Source organism: Stutzerimonas sp. R40042 (assembly GCF_026642215.1).
Taxonomy (GTDB): Bacteria; Pseudomonadota; Gammaproteobacteria; order Pseudomonadales; family Pseudomonadaceae; genus Stutzerimonas; species Stutzerimonas frequens.
Genome location: NZ_CP113258.1, coordinates 1,455,613 through 1,478,938 on the forward strand (window position 1 = coordinate 1,455,613; position 23,326 = coordinate 1,478,938).

Sequence of the window (23,326 nt, forward strand, 5' to 3'; positions counted from 1 at the left end):
CGAGATGTTCGACTACGAGGTTCTCAAGCTGGTCTGGTGGGTGCTGATCGGTGTGCTGCTGATCGGCTTCGCCCTGACCGATGGCTTCGACATGGGCGCCATGGCGCTGATGCCCTTCGTCGGCAAGACCGACAACGAGCGGCGCGTGGCGATCAACACCATCGCCCCGCATTGGGACGGCAATCAGGTGTGGTTCATCACCGCCGGTGGCGCCTTGTTCGCCGCCTGGCCGATGGTCTACGCGGTGGCCTTCTCCGGGCTGTACTGGGCCATGCTGCTGGTGCTGTTCGCGCTGTTCTGCCGGCCGGTGGGCTTCGACTACCGCAGCAAGGTGGAGGACCCGCGCTGGCGCAGTGCCTGGGACTGGGCGCTGTTCGTCGGCGGTGCGGTGCCGGCGCTGGTGTTCGGCGTGGCCTTCGGCAACCTGTTTCTCGGGCTGCCGTTCCAGCTCGACGAGCTGATGCGTTCGACCTACCACGGCTCGTTCTTCGCATTGCTCAACCCGTTCGCGCTGCTCTGTGGCGTGGTCAGCCTGAGCATGCTCAGTGCTCACGGCGGTGCCTGGCTGATGCTGCGTACCGATGGTGACCTGGCCGAGCGCTCGCGGCAGGCAACGCGCCTCTGCGTGCTGGTGTTCCTGTTCGGCTTCGTTGCCGCCGGGGCATGGCTGGCGCTGGGAATCCAGGGCTTCAGCCAGCTTTCAGTGACCGATCCGGGGGCAGCGCTCAATCCGCTGCTGGACAAGCAGGTGGCCCAGGACAACGTCGGTTGGCTGGCCAACTACTCGCGCTATCCGATCACCCTGATCGCACCGGCGGCAGGCATCGTCGGCGCATTGCTCGCGCTGCTGGGTTCCACTCGCAACAGCGGTGGCGTGAGTTTCCTCGGTACCAGCCTGATGATCGTTGGCAGCATCTGCACCGCGGGCTTTGCGCTGTTCCCCTTCGTCTTCCCGTCGAGCCTCGACCCGGCTTCCAGCCTCACCCTCTGGGATGCGGTGTCGAGTCACAAGACGCTGGGCATCATGTTTGTCGTGGCCTGTATCTTCGTACCGCTGATCCTCTGCTACACGCTGTGGAGCTACATCCGCATGTGGGGGCGCCTCAACCAGAAGACCATCGAAGCCAACCCTCACGGCCTTTATTGAACGAGCAGGTGGGCGGATGTCGCCCACCGTGCCAAGGAGATCAGACTATGTGGTACTTCACCTGGATTCTCGGCGTATTGCTGGCCTGCAGCTTCGGCATCATCAATGCCCTGTGGCTCGAGGCCACGCAGGACCTGGACGCAAAGCCTTGATCGGGCTGACCGGCGGGCGGCTGTATGGCGCAGCCGCTCGCACGCTCTCCCTGTTGCTGGCCGGGCCGCTGGCGCTGGTTCTGCTGATTCACCCGGCGGCCATGCTGGACGGGCAGGGCGGCTACAGCCATCCGCAATTGATGTTCGTGATGTGGGGCATCTCGGCAGGCTTCATCCATGGTGTCGGCTTCGTGCCCAGGCACGGCGCCTGGCGCCTGGCGTTCCATCCCTTGCTCGGCTGGCCTCTGATGGGGTTGGGCTATCTGATTCTCTGGCAGGCGCAGCGCTAGCACTCCACTTCAATCGACCCGCTTGTTGCGATTTTCGAACGAGCCGGCGGCCTGTCTGTGGCCGCTACGGTTTTCTTCAAGGAGTAATGTCTTGAACGCTTCCATCGAACCAACCCCTTATCAGGAACTGGGCGGTGACGAACCGCTACGGCGCCTGGTCGACCGCTTCTATGATCTGATGCTGTGCGAACCCGATGTAGCCGAAGTGCGCGACATGCATGGCAGCGATACCACGCAGATCCGGGAGCGACTGTTCGATTTCCTTTCCGGGTGGCTTGGCGGCCCCTCTCGTTTCATCGAGAAGCATGGCCACCCGCGGTTGCGTTTTCGCCACCGCTTTTTCCGCATCGGCGTGCTCGAGCGCGACCAATGGATGTTCTGCATGCACAAGGCGCTGGCCGAAACCCTCATGGGCGGTGACTTGCGCGTCCGGCTCGAGCAGGCGATGGCGGACATGGCCGATGCCCTGCGCAACGATTCGCATGATGCGCACGGCTGCGGTGCCGGCGGTTGCGCAAGCGCGCCGGAGCACGCCGGGCAGTGCGGATGCTGATCAGCCCGGATAGTGCTCTCGCGGCCGACGCAACCGAGATCAAGCGGCTGCGTCGGCCGCAGGCGGGGCGCGCAGACGTTTTGTCGCAGGGGATTCGTCACAATTCGTCCGATTGAAATTGATCATCGAAGCGATAGAAGGCATAGTCGCCGGCACTTTGGAATCAATGACACGGCCGTGCCCATGCGCCAACGCTTCGCACCCCTCGTGCCTCTCGCACTCATCGCCCTGCTGACCGCCTGCGCCGGCCAGCCCGTACAGACCGAGCAGCAGATCGAATCGCCTCGGCTGTCGCACAATCATCCTCTTGCAGACTTCGACTTCGCTGCCCTCGACAAGAGTGAAGAGCAGTCGTTGGCCGAACTGACCGACGAACACGACTACCAGCTGCCGCAGCTGGCCGACAGCATCCTCGAGCGCGGCTTCACCCTGGTCGGTACCCCGTATCGCTACGGTGGCAGTTCGGTGAAGAGCGGATTCGACTGCAGCGGCTTCGTCGGTTTTCTGTTCCGCAAGGAAGCCGGGCTCGAGCTGCCGCGTTCCACTCGCGAGCTGATCAACCTCGACGCACCGGTGGTCAAGCGCAGTGAGCTCGAGCCGGGCGACGTGGTGTTCTTCAACAACCGCGGCCGTGGCCGAGTCAGCCACGCCGGTATCTACATCGGCGACGACCAGTTCATCCATGCCTCCAGCAGCCGCAGTGGTGGCGTGCGCGTCGACAGCCTGGACGACAAGTACTGGCGCGCCAGTTACATGGAAGCCAAGCGCGTGCTCGCTCTGGCTTCGGACCTGGTTCCGCACACGGTCCATCACTGATCCCGCGACCTGTGGGGGTTGCGTCTTCCCGTACATGCCGGCAGAGTGATGGCTCATTTGCCTGGACCGCTCTGCCATGCACTATCCGGCTCGTCTCACGCTCGTTGTTCTGACTGCGCTGCTGACCGCCTGTGCCGGGCAGGCGCCCACGCCGCCACTCGTGCAGACGCCCAAGGCCCATCAGGCCGTACCCGGCGCCGCTGAAGACGTGCTGTTCAGCGCGATTGGCCTGGTCGGTACGCCCTATCGCTGGGGCGGCAACACGCCGGACAGCGGTTTCGACTGCAGTGGCCTGATCGGCTACGTCTACCGCGGCGCAGCCGGCATCCAGCTCCCTCGCACTACTCAAGCCATGAGCAATCTGCGCGGCCCGTCGGTACGGCGCGACGCACTGCTGCCCGGCGATCTGGTGTTCTTCGCGACCAGCGGTGGGCGCCGGGTCAGCCACGCAGGCATCTACGTTGGCGAAGACCGCTTCGTTCACGCGCCATCATCTGGCGGCACGGTACGTCTGGACAGTCTTACTGCCGGCTACTGGCAGAAGAGTTATCTGGGCGCCAAGCGCGTGCTCGACCAGGAGCAACTGGCCCGCAACCCCTGAGCCTCATCCGCATAGAACCCCCGTCGTAGACAGCCTGTCTTTAGTCGCATTCATATGCTGAAACATTCTCCGTTTGACATGCGGTGATTCCGCTCGTCTGGTGCTTTGGCTAACATGCGCCTCCCCAATTCCTCCCCGTGCGTCGTTCCGTCGCGCACAGACCCTTTTTCCCCACTTCCCATTAGGTGAGATATGCCTGAATTGCTGACGTACGTGCTGATTGCACTGGCGGTGGCGGCGCTGCTTGGCGTCGTGCTCGAAGAAGTAACCCATGTGAACAAGGCCAAGGTGACGCTGTTCTTCGGCACCCTGGCCTGGCTGCTGTTGTTCATCTTTGCTCCGGCTGGCGAGGTGCGGGAAACCGTGCTGGAAAGCCTCAACGAGAACATCGCCGAGATCGCCGGATTGTGGATCTTCCTGGTGGCGGCGATGACCTTCGTCGCCTACCTGAACAAGAAGGGCATGATCGAGAACCTAATCTATCTCGTCTTGCCGCAAAGAATCAGTGAGCGCGCGCTGCTGTTCCTCACCGCGACCTTCTGCTTCGTGTTCTCCTCGCTGGCCGACAACATCACCGCGACGCTGGTTTCCATCACCCTGATCCTCTCGCTGCAGCTGGATAGGGCGAAGACCATCAAGTTCGCCACGTTGGTGGTGTTCGCGGTCAACTCCGGTGGTGTCGCGCTGATCACCGGTGACGTCACCACGCTGATGATCTTTCTCGCCGGCAAGGTGGCGATTCTTCAACTACTGGTGCTGGCCGTTCCGGCGTTCATCGCGGTGATGGTGCTGGCGGCGATGCTGTCGATCGGTATGCGCGGCGAGGTGGTGGTGCAGGCGCACCGTAAGGACGTGCGCGGCGTGGATGTCGCCATCGCGCTGATCTTCCTCTGCACCATTCTCGGCACCATCATCGGCAACTTCCTGTTCCAGATTCCGCCAGTGCTGACTTTTCTCGCCGGGCTTTCGGTGATGTTCCTGGTTGCGCGCTTCTTCAGCGACGACAACGACTCCGATCCGATTCTCGAATACGTGCGTCAAGTGGAGTTCGAGACGCTGTTCTTCTTCCTCGGCATCCTTCTGCTGGTGGGCATGCTCAAGGAGGTTCGCGTGCTCGACGGGCTGGTGCACATCTATGACCAGGTGCCGGCGGTGATGGCCAACTACCTGATGGGCGTGATGTCCGCGGCGATCGACAACGTGCCGCTGACCGCCGCGTTGCTCAAGTCCGGGCTGCAGATGGGCGTTGCCGAATGGATGGTGCTGACCTACGCGGTCGGCGTCGGCGGTTCGCTGCTGGTGATCGGTTCGGCCGCCGGTATCGTCGCCATGAGCAAGGTGCCGGGCCTCACCTTCGGCAGCTACCTGCGGCACATGCTCTATCTGTTCATCGCCTTCAACATTGGCTTCGCCGGGGTCTACCTGATCGGCCTGTCGATAGGCTGATCACGGCGCGCGAGCGTGGGTCACCAGCTCAGGTTGAAGTGCGAGCCCAGCACGAAGCGACCGTCGAGCAGGTCCCAGCGCTCGACGCAGACCTTCTTCTCCTCGCCCGGGTGCAGCTTGAGCCGGTTGAAGGAGTTCGGCGAGGTGCCACGCAGGCGGGTCGAGAGTGTGGTGCCCGCCTGCACCATCCAGATCTCCCGCGCGAGGCCGCTGTACTGCCTGGACAGCGGCAGCACGTAGGGCAGATGGATGTGCCCGCCCATCACCAGATCCAGCCCGTGCTCGGCCCAGCGTTGCAGCGCGGGTTCAGCGCCGTGCTGCAGATTGCTCAGATCGCTCGGTACCATCGCGCCGAATGGCTGGTGGGCCACCACGATGCGAATCTTGCGCGGGTCACCCTCGGCCAGCCGCTGCGCCACCCGTTCCACTTGCCGCCCCGTCACCACGCCGTCCTTGTGTCGGCGCGGATGGGTGGTATTGAGCCCGATCACCAGCATGTCGTCGTTCTCGAAAACCGGTTCCAGCTCATCACCGAAGTGTCGCCGGTAGTTGCCGTACGGTGTGAACAGACGGGCGAAGAGGTTGTACAGCGGGATGTCGTGATTGCCCGGAATCACCAGCGTTTCGCCGACGCCGTCGGCCTCCAGCCGACGGACGAAGGCCGCGGCACTGGCGAACTGCCCGCGGCGGGCGCGCTGGGTGATGTCGCCGGAGAACACCAGCAGATCGGCTCGATGCTCACTTACATGATCCTCCAGCGCCTGGACCACGGCGGGTTGCTCGGTGCCGAAATGGGTGTCGGAGATCTGCACGATGCTGGTCATGGGCTTGGCTGAGGGTCCTGGCTGTTTGCTGGCATTGTTGCATTCGAAGCCTTTCGGCGTCCGCCGTTCCAAGCGGCGAGATGCAAGCGAAGATTGCAGAGGCCGTGCGACAACCTCGTGGTTGCGTGATCCCCGACCTTGGACTAACCTCCGCGTCGCCTCAGGTGCCCCCTGGCCTTGTGCCAGACGGGTGAAACAGGGAAGCCGGTCCATTCTCACGAAGATTCCGGCGCTGCCCCCGCAACGGTAGGCGAGTCGAGAAACCGCAACGGCCACTGTGCATGACGCATGGGAAGGCGCGGTTTCGAGATGCCGCACGGCATACGCTCGCAAGCCCGGAGACCGGCCTGTCGCATTTCACTGACAGTGCGGCGGGCGCTGGGCGGGTGCATATCCCTCGCGGTATTCCCTTCCTTTTGCGGTTCCTCCGTCTGTCTTCGTCGACTTTCAGTCGTGCGGGTGGGCACGACGGAGACCTGAACCTTGACTGGCAAGCCCCGTTTCAAGCCAGCGGCCTATGTGCTGCTCGGCAGTTTTCCCTTTTCCATCGGCCAACTGGCCGCAGCCCCGCTGGATCTCCAGCAACAGGTGGTGACCGCCACCCGTACCGCGCAGACGGCTCAGCAGAGCCTGGCCGCGGTAACCGTGATCGACCGCGAGCGGATCGAGCGCAGCCAGGCCAATTCGCTGCCGGAGCTGCTCAAGCAGGTGCCTGGCGTTTCGCTGGCCAACAACGGCGGGCCCGGCAAGTCCACCTCGCTGTTCATGCGCGGCACCGAATCCGATCATGTGCTGGTGATGATCGACGGCATCAAGATCGGCTCGGTCACGGGCGGCGGCGCGGCCCTGCAGGATCTGCCGCTGGAGCTGATCGAGCGCATCGAGGTGGTCCGCGGTCCGCGTTCCAGCCTGTACGGATCGGAGGCCATCGGCGGGGTGATCCAGATATTCACCCGCAAGGGCCAGGGGCAGGGCGTCAAGCCGTTCTTCTCGGCCGGCTACGGCACCCATGACACCTATACCGGCAGCGCCGGCGTTTCCGGCGGCGACGGTCGTGGCTGGTACAGCCTGGGCGTCAGCGGCTCGGACACCGACGGCATCAACGTCAAGTCGGCGGACACCAGCGGCTACGAACGTGACGCCGACGGCTATCGCAACCTGTCCGCGACACTGAGCGCCGGCTACCGCTTCGACAACGGCCTGGAGCTGGACGCCAACCTGCTGCAGGCCAAATCCCATAACGACTACGACAGCGTAAACCGCGCCCGCACGTCCGGTTTCGGCGCCAATGCCGATGGTGAGTCGAGGGTCTTCGGCACCCGTGCGCGCTTCAGTCCGCTGGAACCCTGGCGGGTGACACTGCAGGCCGGACGCAGCGAAGACAAATCCGATGCCTATCAGGACGGGCAGTTCTATTCACGCTTCGACAGCCGTCGCGACACGCTCAGCTGGCAGAACGATATCGAGCTGACTGCGGGGCATACGCTGATCCTGGGTGCCGATCACCAGCGCGACGAGGTCAACGGCACCACGGTCTATGCCGAGGACTCCCGGGACAACGACGGCTATTTCGCGCAGTACCTGGGCGAAGTCGGCCGCCATGATTGGCAGCTGTCGCTGCGCCGGGACGACAACGAGCAGTTCGGCCAGCACGACACCGGCAACATCGGCTACGGCTATGCGCTGACCGACTGGCTGCGCGGCACCATCAGCTACGGCACGGCATTCAAGGCACCGACCTTCAACGAGCTGTATTTCCCCAACTACGGCAATCCCGAGCTGAATGCGGAAACCTCCGAGAGCCTCGAGATCGGCCTTGCCGGGCAGCATGTCTGGGGCCACTGGGCAGTGAATGCCTATCGCACCGTAGTGGATGACCTGATCGCCTATGACGCCAGCATCTCCGCTCCGGCCAACGTGCAGGAAGCGCGCATCCGTGGGGTCGAGCTGGTGCTCGGCAGCCAGTTGCTCGGCTGGGACTGGAATGCCAACTACAGCCTGCTGGAACCGGAGAACCGCTCCGCCGGCGCCAACCGCGGCAACGAACTGGCGCGTCGGGCCAAGCAGCTGTTCAACCTCGATGTCGACCGTCGGCTCGGTGCCTTCAGCGTCGGTGCCAGCCTGCACGCCGAAGGGCAGCGCTACGACGACCTGGCCAACACCCGCGAGCTGTCCGGCTACGCCACCCTCGACCTGCGCGGCGAATACCGCATCACCCCGGAGTGGCGTCTGCAGGCGCGCGTCGCCAACCTGCTGGATGCCGACTACGAGACCGCCGAGGGCTACAACCAGCCCGGCCAGGCCGCTTACCTGACCGTGCGCTACCAGGCGCTGTAAGACCGCGGCGCGGGCATGTCGCCCGCGCCCACAGAAGGAGACTGCAATGATCAAGCTTGCCCCGAGATACCAGCTGCTGGGCGGCCTCGCGCTTGCCGCGCTGCTGGCCATGACCCGCGGACAGCACTTCGCCAGCGTCAACCTGCCGAGCGCGTCCTGGGCGGTGTTCTTCCTCGCCGGCGTCCTGGTGCGGCCGAAGTGGGTGTTTCCGGCACTGTTTCTCGAGGCGTCGCTGTTGGATTTCGCCGCCATCCAGTGGGCCGGGGTCAGCGACTGGTGCATGTCGCCAGCTTACTGGATGCTCGTGCCGGCTTACGGTTCGCTGTGGCTGGGCGGCCGGCTCTACGCCCGTCTGCATCGTGACCAGTTCAGCAGCCTGGCGACCCTGGCGCTGTGCGTGATGGCCAGCGCCTTCGTCTGCTACCTGTTCTCCGGCGGCGGCTTCCTCTATTTCTCCGGGCGCTACCCGGAGCCGACGCTGGCGCTGCTGGTCGACCGAATCGCCACCTATTACCCGCGCTACCTGTCGACCCTTGCGCTGTATGTCGGCGTCGCCGCGCTGCTGTTCGTCGGTCTGCGCGCCTGGTCTGGGCAGCGTGACGAGGCCCGCGCATGAGCGAATCCAGCGAACGCGATGATCGCCACAAGGCGCGCATGCAGCGCAAGAAGGCGCTGATCGACGAGAAGATCGCCGAGGCGCAGGACGAGTACGGCCTGCTGCTGGTGCACACCGGCAACGGCAAGGGCAAGAGCAGTTCCGCCTTCGGCATGGTCGCGCGTGCGCTCGGCCATGGCATCAAGGTCGGCGTGGTGCAGTTCATCAAGGGCGCGGCCAGCACCGGCGAGGAGGCGTTCTTCCGGCGCTTTCCGGACGAGGTCCGCTACCACGTGATGGGTGAGGGCTTCACCTGGGAAACCCAGGATCGCCAGCGCGACATCGCCAAGGCCCGCGAGGCCTGGGCGGTGGCGGCCGAGTTGCTGACCGATCCCGAGATCGGCCTGGTGGTGCTCGACGAACTGAACATCGCCCTGAAGTACGGCTATCTGGAACTGGCGCCGGTGCTCGCCGACATCGAGTCGCGTCCGCTGTTGCAGCACGTGGTAGTCACCGGTCGCGGCGCGCCGGCGGGTCTGATCGAGGCGGCGGATACCGTCACCGAGATGGGCCTGATCAAGCACGCATTCAAGGCCGGCGTGAAGGCGCAGAAAGGCGTCGAATTTTGATGCCTGCGCTCAAGACATTCACGGACCGTTGCGTAGGCTGGATGGCGTCTGTTTCATCCACCCTCGGCGTGGTCGGTGGATGGGTGAAGCGTCATCCACCCTACGCTGCTGATGAGAGACCGCAATGACCAGTAGAAGCTGCCCGGCGCTGTTGATCGCCGCGCCGGCCTCCGGCCAGGGCAAGACCACCGTCACTGCGGCTCTGGCGCGGTTGCATGCGCGGCAGGGCAAGCGCGTGCGGGTGTTCAAGTGCGGGCCGGACTTTCTCGACCCGATGATCCTCGCGCGTGCCAGTGGCAAGCCGGTCTATCAGCTCGACCTGTGGATGGTCGGCGAAGAGGAGTCGCGACGCCTGCTCTGGGAAGCGGCGGGCGAGGCCGACCTGATCCTGATCGAAGGCGTGATGGGCCTGTTCGATGGCGCGCCCTCGGCGGCCGATCTGGCGCGGCGCTTCGGCGTACCGGTGCTGGCGGTCATCGATGGCTCGGCCATGGCGCAGACTTTCGGCGCCATGGCGCACGGGCTGAGCAGCTTCCAGCCGGACCTGCCGTTCGATGGCGTGCTGGCCAATCGGGTCGGAAGCGCCCGGCATGGCGAGATTCTGCGCGACAGCCTGCCGGAGTCGATCCGCTGGTACGGCGCCCTGCCGCGCAGCGTCGAGGTCGAGCTGCCCAGCCGGCACCTGGGGCTGGTACAGGCCGAGGAGCTGGCTGATCTGGACGCCCGTCTGGACGCCGCGGCCGATGCGCTGGCACGCAGTGCCGACACCGAGTTGCCTGCCCCGGTCAGCTTCGCCGCGCCGGCCAGCGCGCCGCTCGAACCTCTGCTGGCGGGTGTACGCATCGGCGTCGCACGCGATGCCGCCTTTGCATTTCTCTATCAGGCCAATCTCGACCTGCTACAGGCGTTGGGCGCCGAGCTGCTGTTTTTCTCGCCGCTGCGCTTCGCCCGCTTGCCGGCCGTGGACAGTCTCTACCTGCCGGGCGGCTATCCCGAGCTGCACCTGCGCGGCCTGTCGCGCAACCGCGCCATGGCCGAGGCGATCCGCGCGCATCATGAGGCGGGCAAGCCGATCCTCGCCGAGTGCGGCGGCATGCTCTACCTGCTCGACGGGTTGACCGACCGTGGCGACGAGCGCGCGCAGATGCTCGGCCTGCTGCCCGGCGAGGCGCGCATGCAGAAGCGCCTGACGGCATTGGCGCTGCAGGAAGTGGAGCTGCCGGAAGGGCGACTGCGCGGGCACACCTTCCATCATTCGGCGCTGGAGTCGCCACTCGAGCCGCTGGCTCGCGGCGAATGCCCGAACTACAAGCGCACCGCCGAAGCGGTCTACCGCCGGGGCCGGCTGACGGCGTCCTACATCCACCTGTACCTGCCGTCCGATCCGGCAGCCGCCGCGGCGCTGTTCCGGCCATGAGCGCGCACGCTTTCAGCCCTCAGGAGCGCGCGGCGGTCTATCGCGCCATCGGCGAGCGACGCGACATGCGCCATTTCGCCGGCGGCGAGGTGGCAATGGAGCTGCTGTCGAGGCTGCTCAGCGCGGCGCACCAGGCACCCAGCGTCGGCCTGATGCAGCCGTGGCGCTTTGTCCGCATCACCCGCCCCGAGTTGCGCACGGCCATCGCCGATCTGGTCGGTGAGGAGCGCCGGCGCACCGCCCAGGCGCTCGGCGAGCGTTCCGCCGAGTTCATGCGGCTCAAGGTCGAGGGCATCGAGGATTGCGCCGAACTGCTGGTCGCCGCGTTGATGGATGGCCGCGAACAACATATCTTCGGCCGCCGCACGCTGCCGGAGATGGACCTCGCGTCGCTGGCCTGCGCGATCCAGAATCTCTGGCTCGCGGCGCGGGCGGAAGGCCTGGGGATGGGCTGGGTGTCACTCTTCGATCCCGCCGCGCTGGCCGCCTTGCTCGGTATGCCGGACGGTGCCAAGCCGGTGGCGATCCTCTGTCTCGGGCCGGTGCAGGAGTTCTACCCGGCACCGATGCTGGCACTGGAAGGCTGGACCACGCCGCGACCGCTGCACGAACTGGTTTTCGAAAATGCCTGGGAGGCGAAATGAGCAAGGGGCCGCAGCGCATCGTCTGCCTGTCCACCGAGACCTGCGAAACGCTCTACCTGCTGGGCGAGCAGGCGCGCATCGTCGGCATCTCCGGCTTCACCGTGCGCCCGCCGCAGGCGCGCAAGGAGAAGCCCAAGGTCAGCGGCTTCACCAGCGTCAAGCATGAGCAGATTCTCGCCTTGGAGCCGGACCTTGTGCTCGGCTACAGCGACCTGCAGGGCAACATGCTCGCCGAGCTGGCGCGCGAAGGGCTGGAAGTGCATCTGTTCAACCAGCGCGATGTCGCCGGCATCCTGCGCATGATCGAGACCCTCGGTGCGCTGGTGCATGCCGGCGAGCGCGCGCGGGCGCTGATCGCCGAGCTGCAGGCCGGGCTGGATGCCATTCGCGCCAGCGCCGCCAGCTTGCCGCGCCGGCCGCGGGTGTATTTCGAGGAATGGAACGAGCCGCTGATCTCGGGCATCGCCTGGGTCAGCGAACTGATCGAACTGGCCGGTGGCGAGGACTGTTTCGCCGAGCTGGCGTCGTTCAAGCGCGCCAAGCAACGCATCATCGAGGACCCGCAGGAAGTGGTGCGCCGCGCGCCGGAGCTAATCGTCGGCTCCTGGTGCGGGCGCCGCTTCCGGCCGGAGCAGGTTGCCGCTCGGCCAGGCTGGCAGGCGATTCCGGCGGTGCGCACGGGCCAGCTGCACGAGATCAAGTCGCCGGACATCCTCAACCCCGGCCCGGCGGTGCTGACTGACGGCGTACGCCAACTGCATGCGCTGATCAGTGCCTGCGCGCAGAGGGCCGAGTGAGTCTGTTCCTCACCGTCAGCGCGGCGCTGCTGCTGGATGCGTTGCTCGGGGAGCCGAAGCGGGCGCATCCACTGGTAGCCTTCGGGCGCCTGGCCGGTCGCCTGGAACAGCATTTCAACGGATCTGCGGCGCGCGGCTGGCGCAGTCATGGGGTGACCGCCTGGTGCCTGGCGGTGCTACCGCTGACCTTGCTGGCCTGGCTGCTCAGCCTGTTACCGACCGTCGGCTGGCTGGTGGAGATCGTTCTGCTCTATCTGGCCCTGGGCCTGCGCAGCCTGGGCGAGCATGCGCTGCCGGTGGCGCAGGCGCTGTGGCGGCATGACCTGCCCGAGGCACGCCGCCGCGTCGGCTGGATCGTCAGCCGCGATACCACGCAACTGGACGAGGAGGGTGTAGCCCGCGCGGCCACCGAGTCGGTGCTGGAGAACGGCAGCGACGCAGTATTCGCCGCGCTGTTCTGGTTCATCGTCGCGGGCGCGCCAGGTGTGGTGCTGTATCGCCTGAGCAATACGCTGGACGCCATGTGGGGCTATCGCAACGCGCGCTTCGAGCGCTTCGGCTGGGCCGCGGCGCGCATCGACGACGTGCTCAACTACCTGCCGGCACGGCTGGTCGCGCTGACCTATGCATTGCTCGGGCGCACCCGCCGCGCGCTGCGTTGCTGGCGCACCCAGGCGCCGCTATGGGACAGCCCCAACGCCGGTCCGGTCATGGCCTCAGGCGCCGGAGCGTTGGGCGTGGTGTTGGGTGGCGCCGCCATCTATCACGGTGAAGTGCATGCGCGCCCCGAGCTGGGGCGCGGCCAGGCCCCACAGGCGCGACATATCGAACATGCGCTGGACCTGGTCTGGGCTGGCGTCGGTGTCTGGCTGCTGGCGCTGCTGTTCGGTGGCTGGCTCTATGCTTGAGCACGGTGGACGACTGCGCGCAGCCGCACAGCGCTACGGCATTCCGCTGTCGGATTGGCTCGACCTGTCCACCGGTATCGCCCCTTATCACCCGCCGTTGCCGAGCATTTCCAGCTGCGCCTGGACACGTCTGCCAGAGCCTGAAGATGGCCTGGAAGTAGCGGCCCGGCAGTACTACGGTGCGCGCGCGGTGTTGCCAGTGGCCGGTTCGCAGAGTGCCATCCAGGCCCTGCCGCGCCTGCGCGGGTCGGCGCGAGTCGGCATCGTATCGCCCTGTTATGCCGAGCACGCCGAGGCCTGGCGTCGCGCCGGCCATCGGGTCGTCGAGCTCTGCGAGGCCAGCGTGCCGCGTGCACTGGATCAGCTCGACGTGCTGGTGGTGGTCAACCCGAACAATCCCACCGGCCAGATGATCGCGCCGCAGCGTCTGCTGGAATGGCGCAGCGAGCTGGCGGCTTATGGCGGGTGGCTGGTGGTGGACGAGGCGTTCATGGACTGCATGCCGCAGCACAGTCTGGCCGAGCACAGCCACCTGCCCGGACTGATCGTGCTGCGCTCGTTCGGCAAATTCTTCGGCCTGGCCGGCGCGAGACTGGGTTTCGTACTTGCCCACACTGGCCTGCTGCGTTCGCTCGCCAGGCTGCTCGGACCCTGGACGGTGAATGGCCCGACGCGGCAGCTGGGCGCAGTGCTGCTGGCTGATCAGGCTGCTCAGCAGCGCCAGCGCGAATGCCTGCACTGCGACGGCCAGCGTCTGACCGACCTGCTACGCCGCCATGGCCTTGCGCCGCTGGGCGGCTGCGCGCTGTTCCAGTGGTGGGTCAGCGCCGACGCCGCGCTGTTGCATGACTTTCTCGCCCGTCGGGGCATTCTCACCCGGCTTTTCGCGCAGCCTTCCAGCGTTCGCTTCGGCCTGCCGACCGATGTCGGCTGGGCGCGTCTGGATCAGGCGCTGCAATCCTTCAGGGAGCAACATCCATGACCACGCTGATGGTGCAGGGCACCACCTCGGACGCCGGCAAGAGCACGCTGGTGACCGCGCTGTGCCGCTGGCTGGTGCGCCAGGACGTTGCCGTCGTGCCGTTCAAGCCGCAGAACATGGCGCTCAACAGCGCGGTGACTGCAGATGGCGGCGAGATCGGCAGGGCTCAGGCGGTACAGGCGCAGGCGGCGAATCTCGCGCCGCACACCGACATGAACCCGGTGCTCCTGAAGCCCAACAGCGACATCGGTGCCCAGGTGATCATCCACGGCCGTGCGGTGACCAGCATGGACGCAGTGGCCTACCACGACTACAAGCGCGTGGCGCTGCAGGCGGTGCTCGACTCGCATCGCCGGTTGTCCGCGGCTTATCGCGTGGTGATGGTCGAGGGCGCCGGTTCGCCCGCGGAGATCAATCTGCGCGCCGGCGATATCGCCAACATGGGCTTCGCCGAGGCGGTGGACTGCCCGGTGATCCTGATCGCCGATATCGACAAGGGTGGGGTGTTCGCCCATCTGGTCGGCACCCTGGCATTGCTCTCGGCGAGCGAGCAGGCGCGGGTGCAGGGCTTCGTCATAAACCGCTTCCGCGGCGATATCGCGTTGTTGCAGCCCGGTCTCGACTGGCTGGAACAGCGCACCGGCAAGCCGGTGCTGGGCGTGCTTCCATACCTGATGGATTTCCATCTGGAAGCCGAGGATGCCATCGACGTGCGCCAGTCCGGCAAGGCCAGCGAGACGCTGAAGGTGGTGGTGCCAGCATTGCCGCGCATCAGCAACCACACCGACTTCGACCCGTTGCGCCTGCACCCGCAGGTCGATCTGCAGTTCGTCGGTGCCGGGCAAGCGATCCCGGCTGCCGATCTGATCATCCTGCCCGGTTCGAAAAGCGTTCGTGCCGACCTTGCGTGGCTGCGCGCCAACGGCTGGGAAGCGGCGATCCGGAAGCACCTGCGCTACGGCGGCAAGCTGCTGGGCATCTGCGGCGGCCTGCAAATGCTCGGCATGCGCATTGCCGATCCGCTCGGGCTGGAAGGAGCAGCGGGCGAAAGCACCGGGCTTGGTCTGCTGGACTTCGCCACCGTACTCGAAGCCGACAAGCAGCTGCGTAACGTGCAGGGCCGGTTGCTGCCGGAAGGCGTGCCAGTCAGGGGCTACGAGATCCATGCCGGTGTCAGCTCTGGCCCGGCCCTCGAGCAGCCAGCCGTGCAGCTGGACACCGGGCGCGGCGATGGCGCCGTCAGCACCGATGGGCAGATTCTCGGCACCTATCTGCACGGCCTGTTCGAAGGCCCCGAAGCCTGTGCCGCGTTGCTGCGCTGGGCGGGCCTCGAGGCGGTGCAAACCATCGATTACCACGGTTTGCGCGAGCGCGACATCGAGCGCCTCGCCGACCTGGTCGAGACGCATCTGGATACCGCGCGGTTACGCGCGCTCTGCGGGCTGGGAGGCTGAAGGTGCTGGAACTGATTCTTGGCGGTGCCCGCTCGGGCAAGAGCCGCTTTGCCGAGCGTCTGGCTGCCGAAAGCGGCCTGGCGGTTACCTATATCGCCACCAGCCAGGCGCTGGACGGCGAGATGACCTCGCGCATCGCCCATCACCGTGAGCGGCGCCCGGCGCACTGGGCGCTGGTCGAAGAACCCCTGCAACTGGCGCGGGTATTGCGCGAACAGGCTGCCGTGAATCGCTGCCTGCTGGTCGACTGCCTGACCCTCTGGCTCACCAATCTGCTGATGCTGGACGACGCGATGCGCCTCGCCGAGGAGCGTGATGCCCTGCTCGAATGCCTGGACGGGTTGCCGGGGCGGATCCTGCTGGTCAGCAACGAGACCGGCCTCGGCGTGGTGCCGCTGGGTGAGCTGACCCGTCGTTATGTCGACGAGGCCGGCTGGCTGCACCAGGCCGTGGCGGAACGGGCGCAGCGGGTGACCTTCATGGTCGCCGGGCTGCCCATGACATTGAAGGCCGCACAGTGAAGGAGGCGCCTTGATGCACGATTGGTGGAACGAGCCTTGCCGGATGCTGGATGAATCCGTGCGTGTCCAGGCGCTGGCGCGCCAGGACCAGCTGACCAAGCCGCGTGGTGCGCTCGGCCAGCTCGAAGCCTTGGCGGTGGCTCTGGCAGCCATGCAGGGCAGCGAGCGGCCGCAGGTCGAGCGCCTGCATGTCAGCGTGTTCGCTGGCGATCACGGCGTGGTGGAAGAGGGTGTTTCGGCCTATCCGCAGTCGGTGACTGGGCAGATGCTGCGCAATTTTGTCGGCGGCGGGGCGGCGCTCAGCGTGTTGTCGAAGCGGCTCGGCGCGCCGCTGGAGGTGATCGATTTGGGCACCGTGGAGCCGCTGCAACTGGAGGGCGTAAGCCATTTGCGGCTTGGCCCTGGCACGGCGAACCTGGCGCGCGAAGCGGCGATGAGTGACGAGCAGTTACGCCTGGCCCTGGCGGCCGGCCGCGACAGTGCGCAGCGCGCCGCGCACGGTTCAGCCGAGCTATTCATCGGCGGCGAAATGGGCATCGGCAATACCACTAGCGCCAGTGCCTTGGCTGCCGTGCTGTTGCCGCGCTCGCCGTTGACCCTGGTCGGGCCGGGCACCGGCCTCGATCTGGCTGGCATTCGCCACAAGATCCAGGTGATCCAGAACGCGATTCGGTTGCACGCCGAGCATTGCGTCGCGCCGCTGGAAGCGCTGCGCCGACTGGGTGGTTTCGAGATCGCGGCGCTGGCGGGTGCCTATCTGCGCTGTGCGCAGCTGGGTATTGCGGTGCTGGTCGACGGCTTTATCTGCAGCGCTGCCGCGCTCTGTGCGGTGCGGCTGAGCCCGGCGTCGCGGCCTTGGTTGATCTTCGCCCATCGTTCTGCCGAGCCCGGTCATCTGGCGGTGCTGGAAGCACTTGGCGCCGTGCCGCTGCTCGATCTCGGCTTGCGCCTGGGGGAGGGCAGCGGGGCGGCGCTGGCGGTGCCCCTGTTGCAGCAGGCCTGTGCGCTGCACAACGACATGGCGACGTTCGCTGAAGCCGAAGTTTCGGACCGAACTGCATGACGCGCATCGACCTACTGCGCCATGGCGAGACCGAGCAGGGCGGCGGCTTTCGCGGCAGCCTCGACGATGCGCTGACTGAGCGTGGCTGGCAGCAGATGCGCGATGCGGTTGCTGGCGCCGGCCCCTGGGACGTGCTGGTCAGCTCGCCGCTGCAGCGCTGTTCCGCCTTCGCGCGGGAGCTGGCCGCGCAGCAGGGTTTGCCGTTGCAGCTGGAGCCGGACCTGCGCGAGCTGCATTTTGGCGACTGGGAAGGCCGTAACGCCGCCGATCTGATGCAGGACAGTGCCGAGTCGCTCGGCCTGTTCTGGGCCGATCCCTACGGTTTTACGCCACCTGGTGGCGAGCCGCTGGTGCAGTTCGAGGCGCGCGTGCTGGCTGCCATCGACTGTCTTAGGCAGCGCTTTGCCGGCCAGCGACTGTTGGTCATCTGTCATGCCGGCGTGATGCGCTTGCTGCTGGCGTACGCGCGGGGCTTGCCAAGGGAGCGGCTGCTGGAGGTGGTAGTGGCCCACGGCGAACTGCTGCCGCTGGACGCTTGTCCGGCGGGTGAACCGGTCGCCGTCGAGAAGTAGGACCTGCCGATGCTGCCGCTATTGATCGCCCTGCAATTTCTCACCAGCCTGCCGATCCGCTTGCCGGCAATGCCAGAGCCCGAGCAGCAGGGGCGTTCGTTGCTGTATTACCCGGTGGTAGGTCTGTTGCTCGGCGCGCTGCTCTGTCTGGCCGCATTTGTGCTGGACGGGGCGCCAGCGCTGTTACAGGCGGCTTTGCTCCTCACCCTCTGGGTCGCGCTGACCGGCGCCTTGCACCTCGATGGGCTGGCCGATAGTGCCGACGCCTGGCTGGGTGGCTTCGGCGACCGCGAGCGCACGCTGAAAATCATGAAGGACCCGCGCAGCGGCCCGGTCGCCGTGGTGGTCCTGGTGCTTCTGCTCCTGCTTAAATTCAGCGCGCTGCTGGCATTGCTCCAGGCGCAACAGTATTCCGCACTGTTGCTGGCGCCGGTGCTCGGTCGCGCAGCGCTGCCAGCGCTGTTTCTCTGTACGCCCTATGTGCGGCCCAACGGACTTGGTCATGCGCTGGCAGCGAATCTGCCACACGGCGGGGCGCGTGGCGTACTGGCGCTGGTCGCGGTGGGGTGTTTGCTGTTCGGCAGCAGCGGGCTGATCGCCCTGTCGTTGGCTGCCGTGACCTTCCTGCTGGGGCGGCGCGCCATGCTGCGGCGCCTTGGCGGCACCACTGGCGATACCGCCGGTGCGCTGCTGGAGCTGGTGGAGTGCACGGTATTGGTAGGGCTGGCGCTGCAGCTCTAGCGGTCGGCTACCGGTCGACGGTCGAGTACGGGCGCATGCTGCGCTATCAGCTCGATGACCCAATCGATGAGCACGCGCAGTTTGGCACTGACATGCCGATTCGGTGGGAACGCCAGGTACAGCGGCATTTCATCGAGCCGCCAGTCTTGCAGCAGTGGCAACAGCTCGCCGTTGGCCAGGTGCGTTCTGACCATGTACTCCGGTAGCCAGATGATGCCCAGCCCGGCCAGCCCCGCGGCCAGACAGGCATTGCCGTCGTCCACGGCAAGCGCATAGCGGCCGTGCACCTGAACCTGCTCGTCCTGTCGCTGCATGACGTACGCCGTCGGTTTGCCGGTGCGCGCCCAGAGAAAGCCGACGACACGGTGGTGGCTGTTTTCCAGCTCGCTCGGGTGTGTCGGCACGCCGGCGCGTTCGAGGTAGCCAGGGGCCGCGTAAACGCCCAGGCGCAGGTCGCCGACGTGGCGGGCGATCAGTGACTGGTCGGTGATTTCCCCACCGCGTACGACGCAGTCCACGTTCTCCCCGATCAGGTCCACCCGCCGGTCGCTGACACCCATGTCCAGCTGGATGTCCGGATACTTCGCATAAAAGGCTGGCAATGCCGGAATCAGGATCATCCGCGCCAGCGGGCTGGGGACGTCCACGCGCAAGCGTCCTCGAGGTACTGCCGCGGCGGCGGACAGGCTGGTTTCGGCGTCGTCCAGATCCGCCAGCAGGCGCAGGGCGCGCTCGTAATAGGCGGCACCGTCGGCGGTCACGTTGACCCGGCGTGTGGTGCGGTTGAGCAGCCTGACGCGAAGGCGCGCCTCGAGTTGCTGGACCTGCTGGGTGACGCTGGTCTTGCTGATGCGCAGGGTCTCGGCGGCCTTGGTGAAGCTGCCGGTATCCACCACGCGAACGAAGGCCTGCATCGCATCGAAACGGTCCATCTGAACTCCCGAGGATTGTTTGGATTACGCAAATAGTGTTGAGCGACCTGGCGCGTTTATCCAGCGCTATGCGCCTTCTACAGTGAGGCCTTCATTCATCGGGTCGCTCCGACCCTTGCTGGAGGTTGCATATGACACCGCGTGACGTTGTTTTTCCGCCGGGCCGTCAGGCGCTCTACGAGCGCAATCGTTATTCCCCGGCCATCCGTGCCAATGGCTTGCTGTTCGTCTCCGGCCAGGTCGGCAGCCGCGAGGACGGCTCACCCGAACCGGAGCTGGAGGCGCAGGTCCGGCGCGCCTTCGATAACCTGAACGCGATTCTCGGAGCGGCAGGCTGCACTTTCGACGACGTCATCGACGTCACCGTGTTCATGGTCGATCCGCAGGCGATCTTCGAGCGGGTCTGGAAGGTCGTGCCCGACTACTGGGGCGCTGCGCCGCATCCGACGCTGACCGCGGTTGGGGTTACCTGGCTTTACGGCTTCCAGTTCGAGATCAAGGTGATCGCCAAGCTGCCGGAGCCGGCCGAGGCTTGATCCCGCTCAGCTCAGCAGTGCTACCGTCTTGATCTGCGCCCACAACTGCTGGCCGGGGGTGACCGCCAGCTGATCCGCGGAACGCCGGGTGATCCGCGCCAGCAGCGGCGTGCCGCCGGCATCGAGGCGGACCAGCACGTGCGCCGGCGTATCGGCTGCGACCATGGCCTCGACCCGCGCCGGCAGGAGATTGGTGATGCTGCTGCCTTCGGCGCGCTGCAGCGCCAGGCTCACGTCGCGGGCATGCACACGAAAGCGCAGACGCTGGCCCAGGGCTTCCGGGCGCTGCGAGACCAGCACTTCGCCGCCGGGAAAGGTCAGCCGGGTGAGGTGGTAGTGGGCGTCGTGGCTGGCGATCTCGCCTTCCACCACCACGCCGGCGTCCTCGCTGAAGGCGGTCGGCAGGTCAAGCCGGGCCAGGGTCTCTCGCAGTTCGCCCTGGGCGATGGCGCGACCCTGTTCCAACAGCACCACGTGATCGGCCAACCGCGCCACTTCGTCCGGCGAGTGGCTGACGTAGAGCACAGGGATATCCAGTTCCTCGTGCAGGCGCTCCAGATAAGGCAGGATCTCGCTCTTGCGCTTGAGGTCGAGCGCCGCCAGCGGTTCATCCATCAGCAACAGGCGCGGGCTGGTCAGCAGTGCACGGGCGATGCCGACACGCTGGCGTTCACCGCCGGAAAGGCGATCCGGCATGCGTTCGAGAAGATGGTCGATACCCAGCAGCGCTACCGCCTGATCCAGCGCTACACGGCGCTGCGCTGACGCCACGCGGCGCATGCCGAATTCCAGATTGCGTCGCACCGACAGGTGCGCGAACAGGTTGGCTTCCTGGAACACATAGCCGATGGCGCGACGATGCGGTGGCACGAACAGGTTTTGCGCGCAGTCCTGCCAGTGTTCGCCGTTGACGCTCAGTTCGCCGCGGCCAGAGCGTTCCAGCCCGGCGACGCAGCGCAACAGGGTGGTCTTGCCGGAGCCTGAATGGCCGAACAGCGCGGTGACACCACGGCCGGGCAGCTGCAGGTCGACGTCGAGGCTGAAATCGGGGTAATCCAGGCGAAAGCGCGCGCGGATGGCATTGTCATTGCTGAGCTCACTCATCCGCGCCACCCCTGTCTGAAGCGGCTGCCGTAAAGCATCAGCAGCACGAGGAAAGAAAACAGTAGCATGCCGCCGGCCAGCCAGTGAGCCTGGGCGTACTCCATGGCCTCGACGTGATCGTAGATCTGCACCGAGACGACCCGAGTCTTCTCCGGAATGTTGCCGCCGATCATCAGCACCACGCCGAATTCGCCGACGGTATGGGCGAAACCGAGAATGCTGGCGGTGACAAAGCCGGGGCGGGCAAGCGGCAGAACCACACTGAAGAAGGTGTCCCATGGGCCGGCTCGCAACGTGGCGGCGGCTTCCAGCGGACGTTCGCCGATGGCCTCGAAGGCATTCTGCAAGGGCTGCACGACGAAGGGCATGGAGTAGAGCACCGAGCCGACCACCAACCCGGCGAAGGTAAACGGCAGCAAGCCGAGGCCAAGGCTTTGCGTCAGCTGGCCTATCGGGCCGTTGGGGCCCAACGCAACCAGCAGGTAGAAGCCCAGCACGGTAGGCGGCAATACCAGCGGCAGCGCCACCACCGCGCCGATCGGGCCTCGCAGCCTAGAACGGGTGCGCGCCAGCCACCAGGCCAGCGGTGTGCCCAGCAGCAACAGCAGCAAGGTGGTGACGCTGGCCAGCTTTACCGTCAGCCAGATGGCTGCGAGATCGCTACCGTCGAGCATGTCGTCGCCTCACTCCACTGCGTAGCCGTATTCACGGATCAGCGCCTTGGCGGTCTCGCCTCTGAGGTACGCCAGCAGCGCCTGAGCGGCCGGGTTGCCTTCGCCATGGCGCAACAGCAGCGCGTCCTGACGGATCGGCGCGTGCTGGTCTGCCGGCACCACCCAGCCCGAGCCTTTGCCGATGCGGCCGTCTTCGATCACCTGCGACAGCGCGACGAAACCGAGCTCGGAATTGCCGCTGGCAACGAACTGGTGGGTCTGCGCAATGTTCTCGCCCTGCACGAAGCGTGGCCGCAGTTTTTCACGCAGGCCCATGCGGTCCAGCGTGGCCATCGCCGCAGCGCCGTAGGGTGCGGTTTTCGGATTGGCTACGGCCAAGTGGCGGAAGTCGCCGTCGCTCAGAACCTTGCCTTGCGGGTCGACGTACCCCTCGCGAGGCGACCACAGCACCAGGGTGCCGATGGCATAGGTGAAGCGGCTGCCGGCGATTCCGATGCCGTCGTTCTCGAGCCGCTGCGGGGTACTGTCATCGGCGGACAGCAGTACTTCGAAGGGGGCGCCGTTGTGGATCTGCGCATAGAACTTGCCGGTGGCGCCGAACGCCAACACGGCGCGATGGCCGGTGTCGCGGGCGAAGGCGGCGGCGATCTTCTGCATCGGCGCGGTGAAATTGGAAGCGACCGCGACCTGTACGTTGTCGGCGGTGGCAGTCAGCGGCAGGCAGAACAGCAGGGCGGCGCATAGATGACGGACCGAGCGCATGGGTATTCCTTCAATCGATGGCAATGATGACGTGGGAGGCCTTGATCAACGCGGTACACGGCTGACCCACCGCCAGCCCCAGCTCTTCGGCGCTTTCATTGGTAATCACGGCGCCGAGGGTGCGTTCGCCAGGCAGTGCCAGCTTCACCTCGCAGTTCACCGCCCCTGGCAGCAGCGCGCTGATGGTGCCGGTAAGGCGATTGCGTGCGCTGATCTTCACTTCCGGGTCGGGGGAGAGCAGCACGAAGCTGGCCTTGATCAGAGCCATGGCGGTCTTGCCAGGTGCCAGTTGCAGCTCGTCGATGCTGTCGTTGGTCAGTGTGGCGGTGATGGTTTGGCCGGCACCGATATCGAGGCTCAGGCTGCCGTTGACGGCGCCCTTGCTGACGGCCGTGATGCGGCCGCGAAACTGGTTGCGCGCGCTGGTCTTCATGGCGATGGCCCTCAGCAGTCGGTCGATGTCGTCGAAGCCTTCGATACCCTCGGCCAGCTGGGCGAGGAAGCGCTCGTACTCGGTCTGCATGCGCCGCCAGACGTGAAGCATTTCCCGGCCGAAATCGGTCAGGCGCGTGCCGCCGCCCTGGGCGCCGCCGGCAGAGCAAATCACCAATGGACGTTCGGACAGGTTGTTCATGGCGTCCACCGCATCCCAGGCGGCCTTGTAGCTGAGCTTGATGGCCTTGGCCGCTCGGCTGATGGAGCCTGTCGCTTCGATTTGTTCGAGCAGTTCGATGCGCTTGCCGCCGAGATAGCCTTTCTCGCCCCGGTTGAACCAGAGCTGGCCATCCACGCGCAGTGGCTGACGGGCGTCGGGCATATACGTGCCTTC

The 23,326-nt window shown here is 66.0% G+C and carries 27 protein-coding genes and 1 riboswitch; of the genes, 21 read left to right on the forward strand and 6 right to left on the reverse strand.

What is annotated here, in order from left to right; translation table 11 throughout:
* Positions 1-4 precede the first annotated feature (4 nt).
* The 7 genes from cydB to nhaD all read left to right on the forward strand — a co-directional run bounded on the left by cydB (position 5) and on the right by nhaD (position 5,005).
* Positions 5-1,147: a cytochrome d ubiquinol oxidase subunit II gene (cydB, locus tag OUY36_RS06910; protein ID WP_102840730.1), complete on the forward strand. Its 1,143-nt coding sequence runs from the start codon at positions 5-7 to the stop codon at positions 1,145-1,147.
* A gap of 47 nt (positions 1,148-1,194) precedes the next feature.
* Positions 1,195-1,299, forward strand: a complete 105-nt coding sequence (gene cydX, locus OUY36_RS06915) for a cytochrome bd-I oxidase subunit CydX (RefSeq protein ID WP_017244701.1) — start codon at positions 1,195-1,197, stop codon at positions 1,297-1,299.
* Complete coding sequence (locus OUY36_RS06920; protein WP_200594806.1) at positions 1,296-1,589, forward strand: cyd operon YbgE family protein; 294 nt, start codon at positions 1,296-1,298, stop codon at positions 1,587-1,589. Before cydX ends, OUY36_RS06920 begins: the two co-directional genes overlap by 4 nt.
* A 91-nt stretch (positions 1,590-1,680) precedes the next feature.
* Positions 1,681-2,142, forward strand: a complete 462-nt coding sequence (locus tag OUY36_RS06925; protein ID WP_200594808.1) for a group II truncated hemoglobin — start codon at positions 1,681-1,683, stop codon at positions 2,140-2,142.
* 183 nt (positions 2,143-2,325) lie between these two features.
* Complete coding sequence (locus OUY36_RS06930; protein ID WP_023444383.1) at positions 2,326-2,958, forward strand: C40 family peptidase; 633 nt, start codon at positions 2,326-2,328, stop codon at positions 2,956-2,958.
* Positions 2,959-3,034: 76 nt separating this feature from the next.
* A complete protein-coding gene (locus OUY36_RS06935; RefSeq protein ID WP_267937326.1) occupies positions 3,035-3,559 on the forward strand; it encodes a C40 family peptidase in 525 nt (174 codons plus the stop codon).
* Between the two features lie 192 nt (positions 3,560-3,751).
* Entirely contained in the window at positions 3,752-5,005 is a 1,254-nt protein-coding gene (gene nhaD, locus OUY36_RS06940; RefSeq protein WP_063541318.1) for a sodium:proton antiporter NhaD, read from the forward strand.
* A gap of 20 nt (positions 5,006-5,025) precedes the next feature.
* Here the strand turns inward: nhaD and OUY36_RS06945 are convergent, their stop codons facing one another.
* Positions 5,026-5,829, reverse strand: coding sequence for a metallophosphoesterase family protein (locus tag OUY36_RS06945; protein ID WP_110777788.1), 804 nt, complete (start codon positions 5,827-5,829; stop codon positions 5,026-5,028).
* Between the two features lie 145 nt (positions 5,830-5,974).
* Positions 5,975-6,194: riboswitch (cobalamin riboswitch) on the forward strand.
* Positions 6,195-6,312: 118 nt separating this feature from the next.
* Here OUY36_RS06945 and btuB point away from each other — a divergent pair.
* The 13 genes from btuB to OUY36_RS07010 all read left to right on the forward strand — a co-directional run bounded on the left by btuB (position 6,313) and on the right by OUY36_RS07010 (position 18,489).
* Positions 6,313-8,166: a TonB-dependent vitamin B12 receptor gene (gene btuB, locus OUY36_RS06950; RefSeq protein ID WP_267937327.1), complete on the forward strand. Its 1,854-nt coding sequence runs from the start codon at positions 6,313-6,315 to the stop codon at positions 8,164-8,166.
* 46 nt (positions 8,167-8,212) lie between these two features.
* Complete coding sequence (locus OUY36_RS06955) at positions 8,213-8,782, forward strand: hypothetical protein (RefSeq protein WP_267937328.1); 570 nt, start codon at positions 8,213-8,215, stop codon at positions 8,780-8,782.
* Positions 8,779-9,390, forward strand: a complete 612-nt coding sequence (gene cobO, locus OUY36_RS06960) for a cob(I)yrinic acid a,c-diamide adenosyltransferase (protein ID WP_267937329.1) — start codon at positions 8,779-8,781, stop codon at positions 9,388-9,390. The genes OUY36_RS06955 and cobO overlap by 4 nt, the downstream gene beginning before the upstream one ends.
* 124 nt (positions 9,391-9,514) lie before the next feature.
* Entirely contained in the window at positions 9,515-10,807 is a 1,293-nt protein-coding gene (locus tag OUY36_RS06965) for a cobyrinate a,c-diamide synthase (RefSeq protein WP_267937330.1), read from the forward strand.
* On the forward strand, positions 10,804-11,451 hold the full coding sequence (bluB, locus tag OUY36_RS06970) for a 5,6-dimethylbenzimidazole synthase (protein ID WP_267937331.1): 648 nt from the start codon (positions 10,804-10,806) through the stop codon (positions 11,449-11,451). The genes OUY36_RS06965 and bluB overlap by 4 nt, the downstream gene beginning before the upstream one ends.
* Positions 11,448-12,248, forward strand: coding sequence for a cobalamin-binding protein (locus OUY36_RS06975; protein WP_230725900.1), 801 nt, complete (start codon positions 11,448-11,450; stop codon positions 12,246-12,248). Before bluB ends, OUY36_RS06975 begins: the two co-directional genes overlap by 4 nt.
* Complete coding sequence (cbiB, locus tag OUY36_RS06980) at positions 12,245-13,156, forward strand: adenosylcobinamide-phosphate synthase CbiB (protein ID WP_267937332.1); 912 nt, start codon at positions 12,245-12,247, stop codon at positions 13,154-13,156. Before OUY36_RS06975 ends, cbiB begins: the two co-directional genes overlap by 4 nt.
* Positions 13,149-14,138, forward strand: a complete 990-nt coding sequence (cobD, locus tag OUY36_RS06985; RefSeq protein WP_267937333.1) for a threonine-phosphate decarboxylase CobD — start codon at positions 13,149-13,151, stop codon at positions 14,136-14,138. Before cbiB ends, cobD begins: the two co-directional genes overlap by 8 nt.
* Positions 14,135-15,592 (forward strand): cobyric acid synthase, encoded by a 1,458-nt coding sequence (locus OUY36_RS06990; protein WP_267937334.1) that lies wholly within the window; start codon positions 14,135-14,137, stop codon positions 15,590-15,592. The genes cobD and OUY36_RS06990 overlap by 4 nt, the downstream gene beginning before the upstream one ends.
* A gap of 2 nt (positions 15,593-15,594) precedes the next feature.
* Positions 15,595-16,113 carry a bifunctional adenosylcobinamide kinase/adenosylcobinamide-phosphate guanylyltransferase gene (cobU, locus tag OUY36_RS06995; protein WP_267937335.1) on the forward strand — a complete coding sequence of 173 codons (519 nt, stop codon included), beginning with the start codon at positions 15,595-15,597 and terminating at the stop codon, positions 16,111-16,113.
* 13 nt (positions 16,114-16,126) lie between these two features.
* Positions 16,127-17,176: a nicotinate-nucleotide--dimethylbenzimidazole phosphoribosyltransferase gene (gene cobT / locus OUY36_RS07000; protein WP_267937336.1), complete on the forward strand. Its 1,050-nt coding sequence runs from the start codon at positions 16,127-16,129 to the stop codon at positions 17,174-17,176.
* Positions 17,173-17,748 carry a histidine phosphatase family protein gene (locus OUY36_RS07005; protein WP_267937337.1) on the forward strand — a complete coding sequence of 192 codons (576 nt, stop codon included), beginning with the start codon at positions 17,173-17,175 and terminating at the stop codon, positions 17,746-17,748. The genes cobT and OUY36_RS07005 overlap by 4 nt, the downstream gene beginning before the upstream one ends.
* A 9-nt stretch (positions 17,749-17,757) precedes the next feature.
* Entirely contained in the window at positions 17,758-18,489 is a 732-nt protein-coding gene (locus OUY36_RS07010) for an adenosylcobinamide-GDP ribazoletransferase (RefSeq protein WP_161611924.1), read from the forward strand.
* Here the strand turns inward: OUY36_RS07010 and OUY36_RS07015 are convergent.
* Positions 18,486-19,421 (reverse strand): LysR family transcriptional regulator, encoded by a 936-nt coding sequence (locus tag OUY36_RS07015; RefSeq protein WP_161611923.1) that lies wholly within the window; start codon positions 19,419-19,421, stop codon positions 18,486-18,488. The two genes, OUY36_RS07010 and OUY36_RS07015, sit on opposite strands and share 4 nt — an antisense overlap.
* A gap of 131 nt (positions 19,422-19,552) precedes the next feature.
* On the opposite strand from OUY36_RS07015, the gene OUY36_RS07020 reads away from it, so the two are divergent.
* Positions 19,553-19,957: a RidA family protein gene (locus OUY36_RS07020; RefSeq protein ID WP_161611922.1), complete on the forward strand. Its 405-nt coding sequence runs from the start codon at positions 19,553-19,555 to the stop codon at positions 19,955-19,957.
* A gap of 6 nt (positions 19,958-19,963) precedes the next feature.
* On the opposite strand, the gene modC is transcribed toward OUY36_RS07020, so the two are convergent.
* Genes modC through OUY36_RS07040 form a run of 4 tightly spaced genes read right to left on the reverse strand, consistent with a single transcriptional unit; the run spans position 19,964 to position 23,314 of the window.
* The gene (gene modC / locus OUY36_RS07025) at positions 19,964-21,061 is read right to left on the reverse strand and encodes a molybdenum ABC transporter ATP-binding protein (protein ID WP_161611921.1); all 1,098 of its coding nucleotides are present in this window, start codon (positions 21,059-21,061) and stop codon (positions 19,964-19,966) included.
* Positions 21,058-21,735, reverse strand: a complete 678-nt coding sequence (gene modB, locus OUY36_RS07030) for a molybdate ABC transporter permease subunit (RefSeq protein WP_152481013.1) — start codon at positions 21,733-21,735, stop codon at positions 21,058-21,060. The genes modC and modB overlap by 4 nt, the downstream gene beginning before the upstream one ends.
* Positions 21,736-21,744: 9 nt before the next feature.
* Positions 21,745-22,497 (reverse strand): molybdate ABC transporter substrate-binding protein, encoded by a 753-nt coding sequence (gene modA / locus OUY36_RS07035; protein ID WP_267937338.1) that lies wholly within the window; start codon positions 22,495-22,497, stop codon positions 21,745-21,747.
* Positions 22,498-22,507: 10 nt separating this feature from the next.
* Positions 22,508-23,314: a TOBE domain-containing protein gene (locus OUY36_RS07040; protein WP_161611919.1), complete on the reverse strand. Its 807-nt coding sequence runs from the start codon at positions 23,312-23,314 to the stop codon at positions 22,508-22,510.
* Between the last annotated feature and the right edge of the window lie 12 nt (positions 23,315-23,326).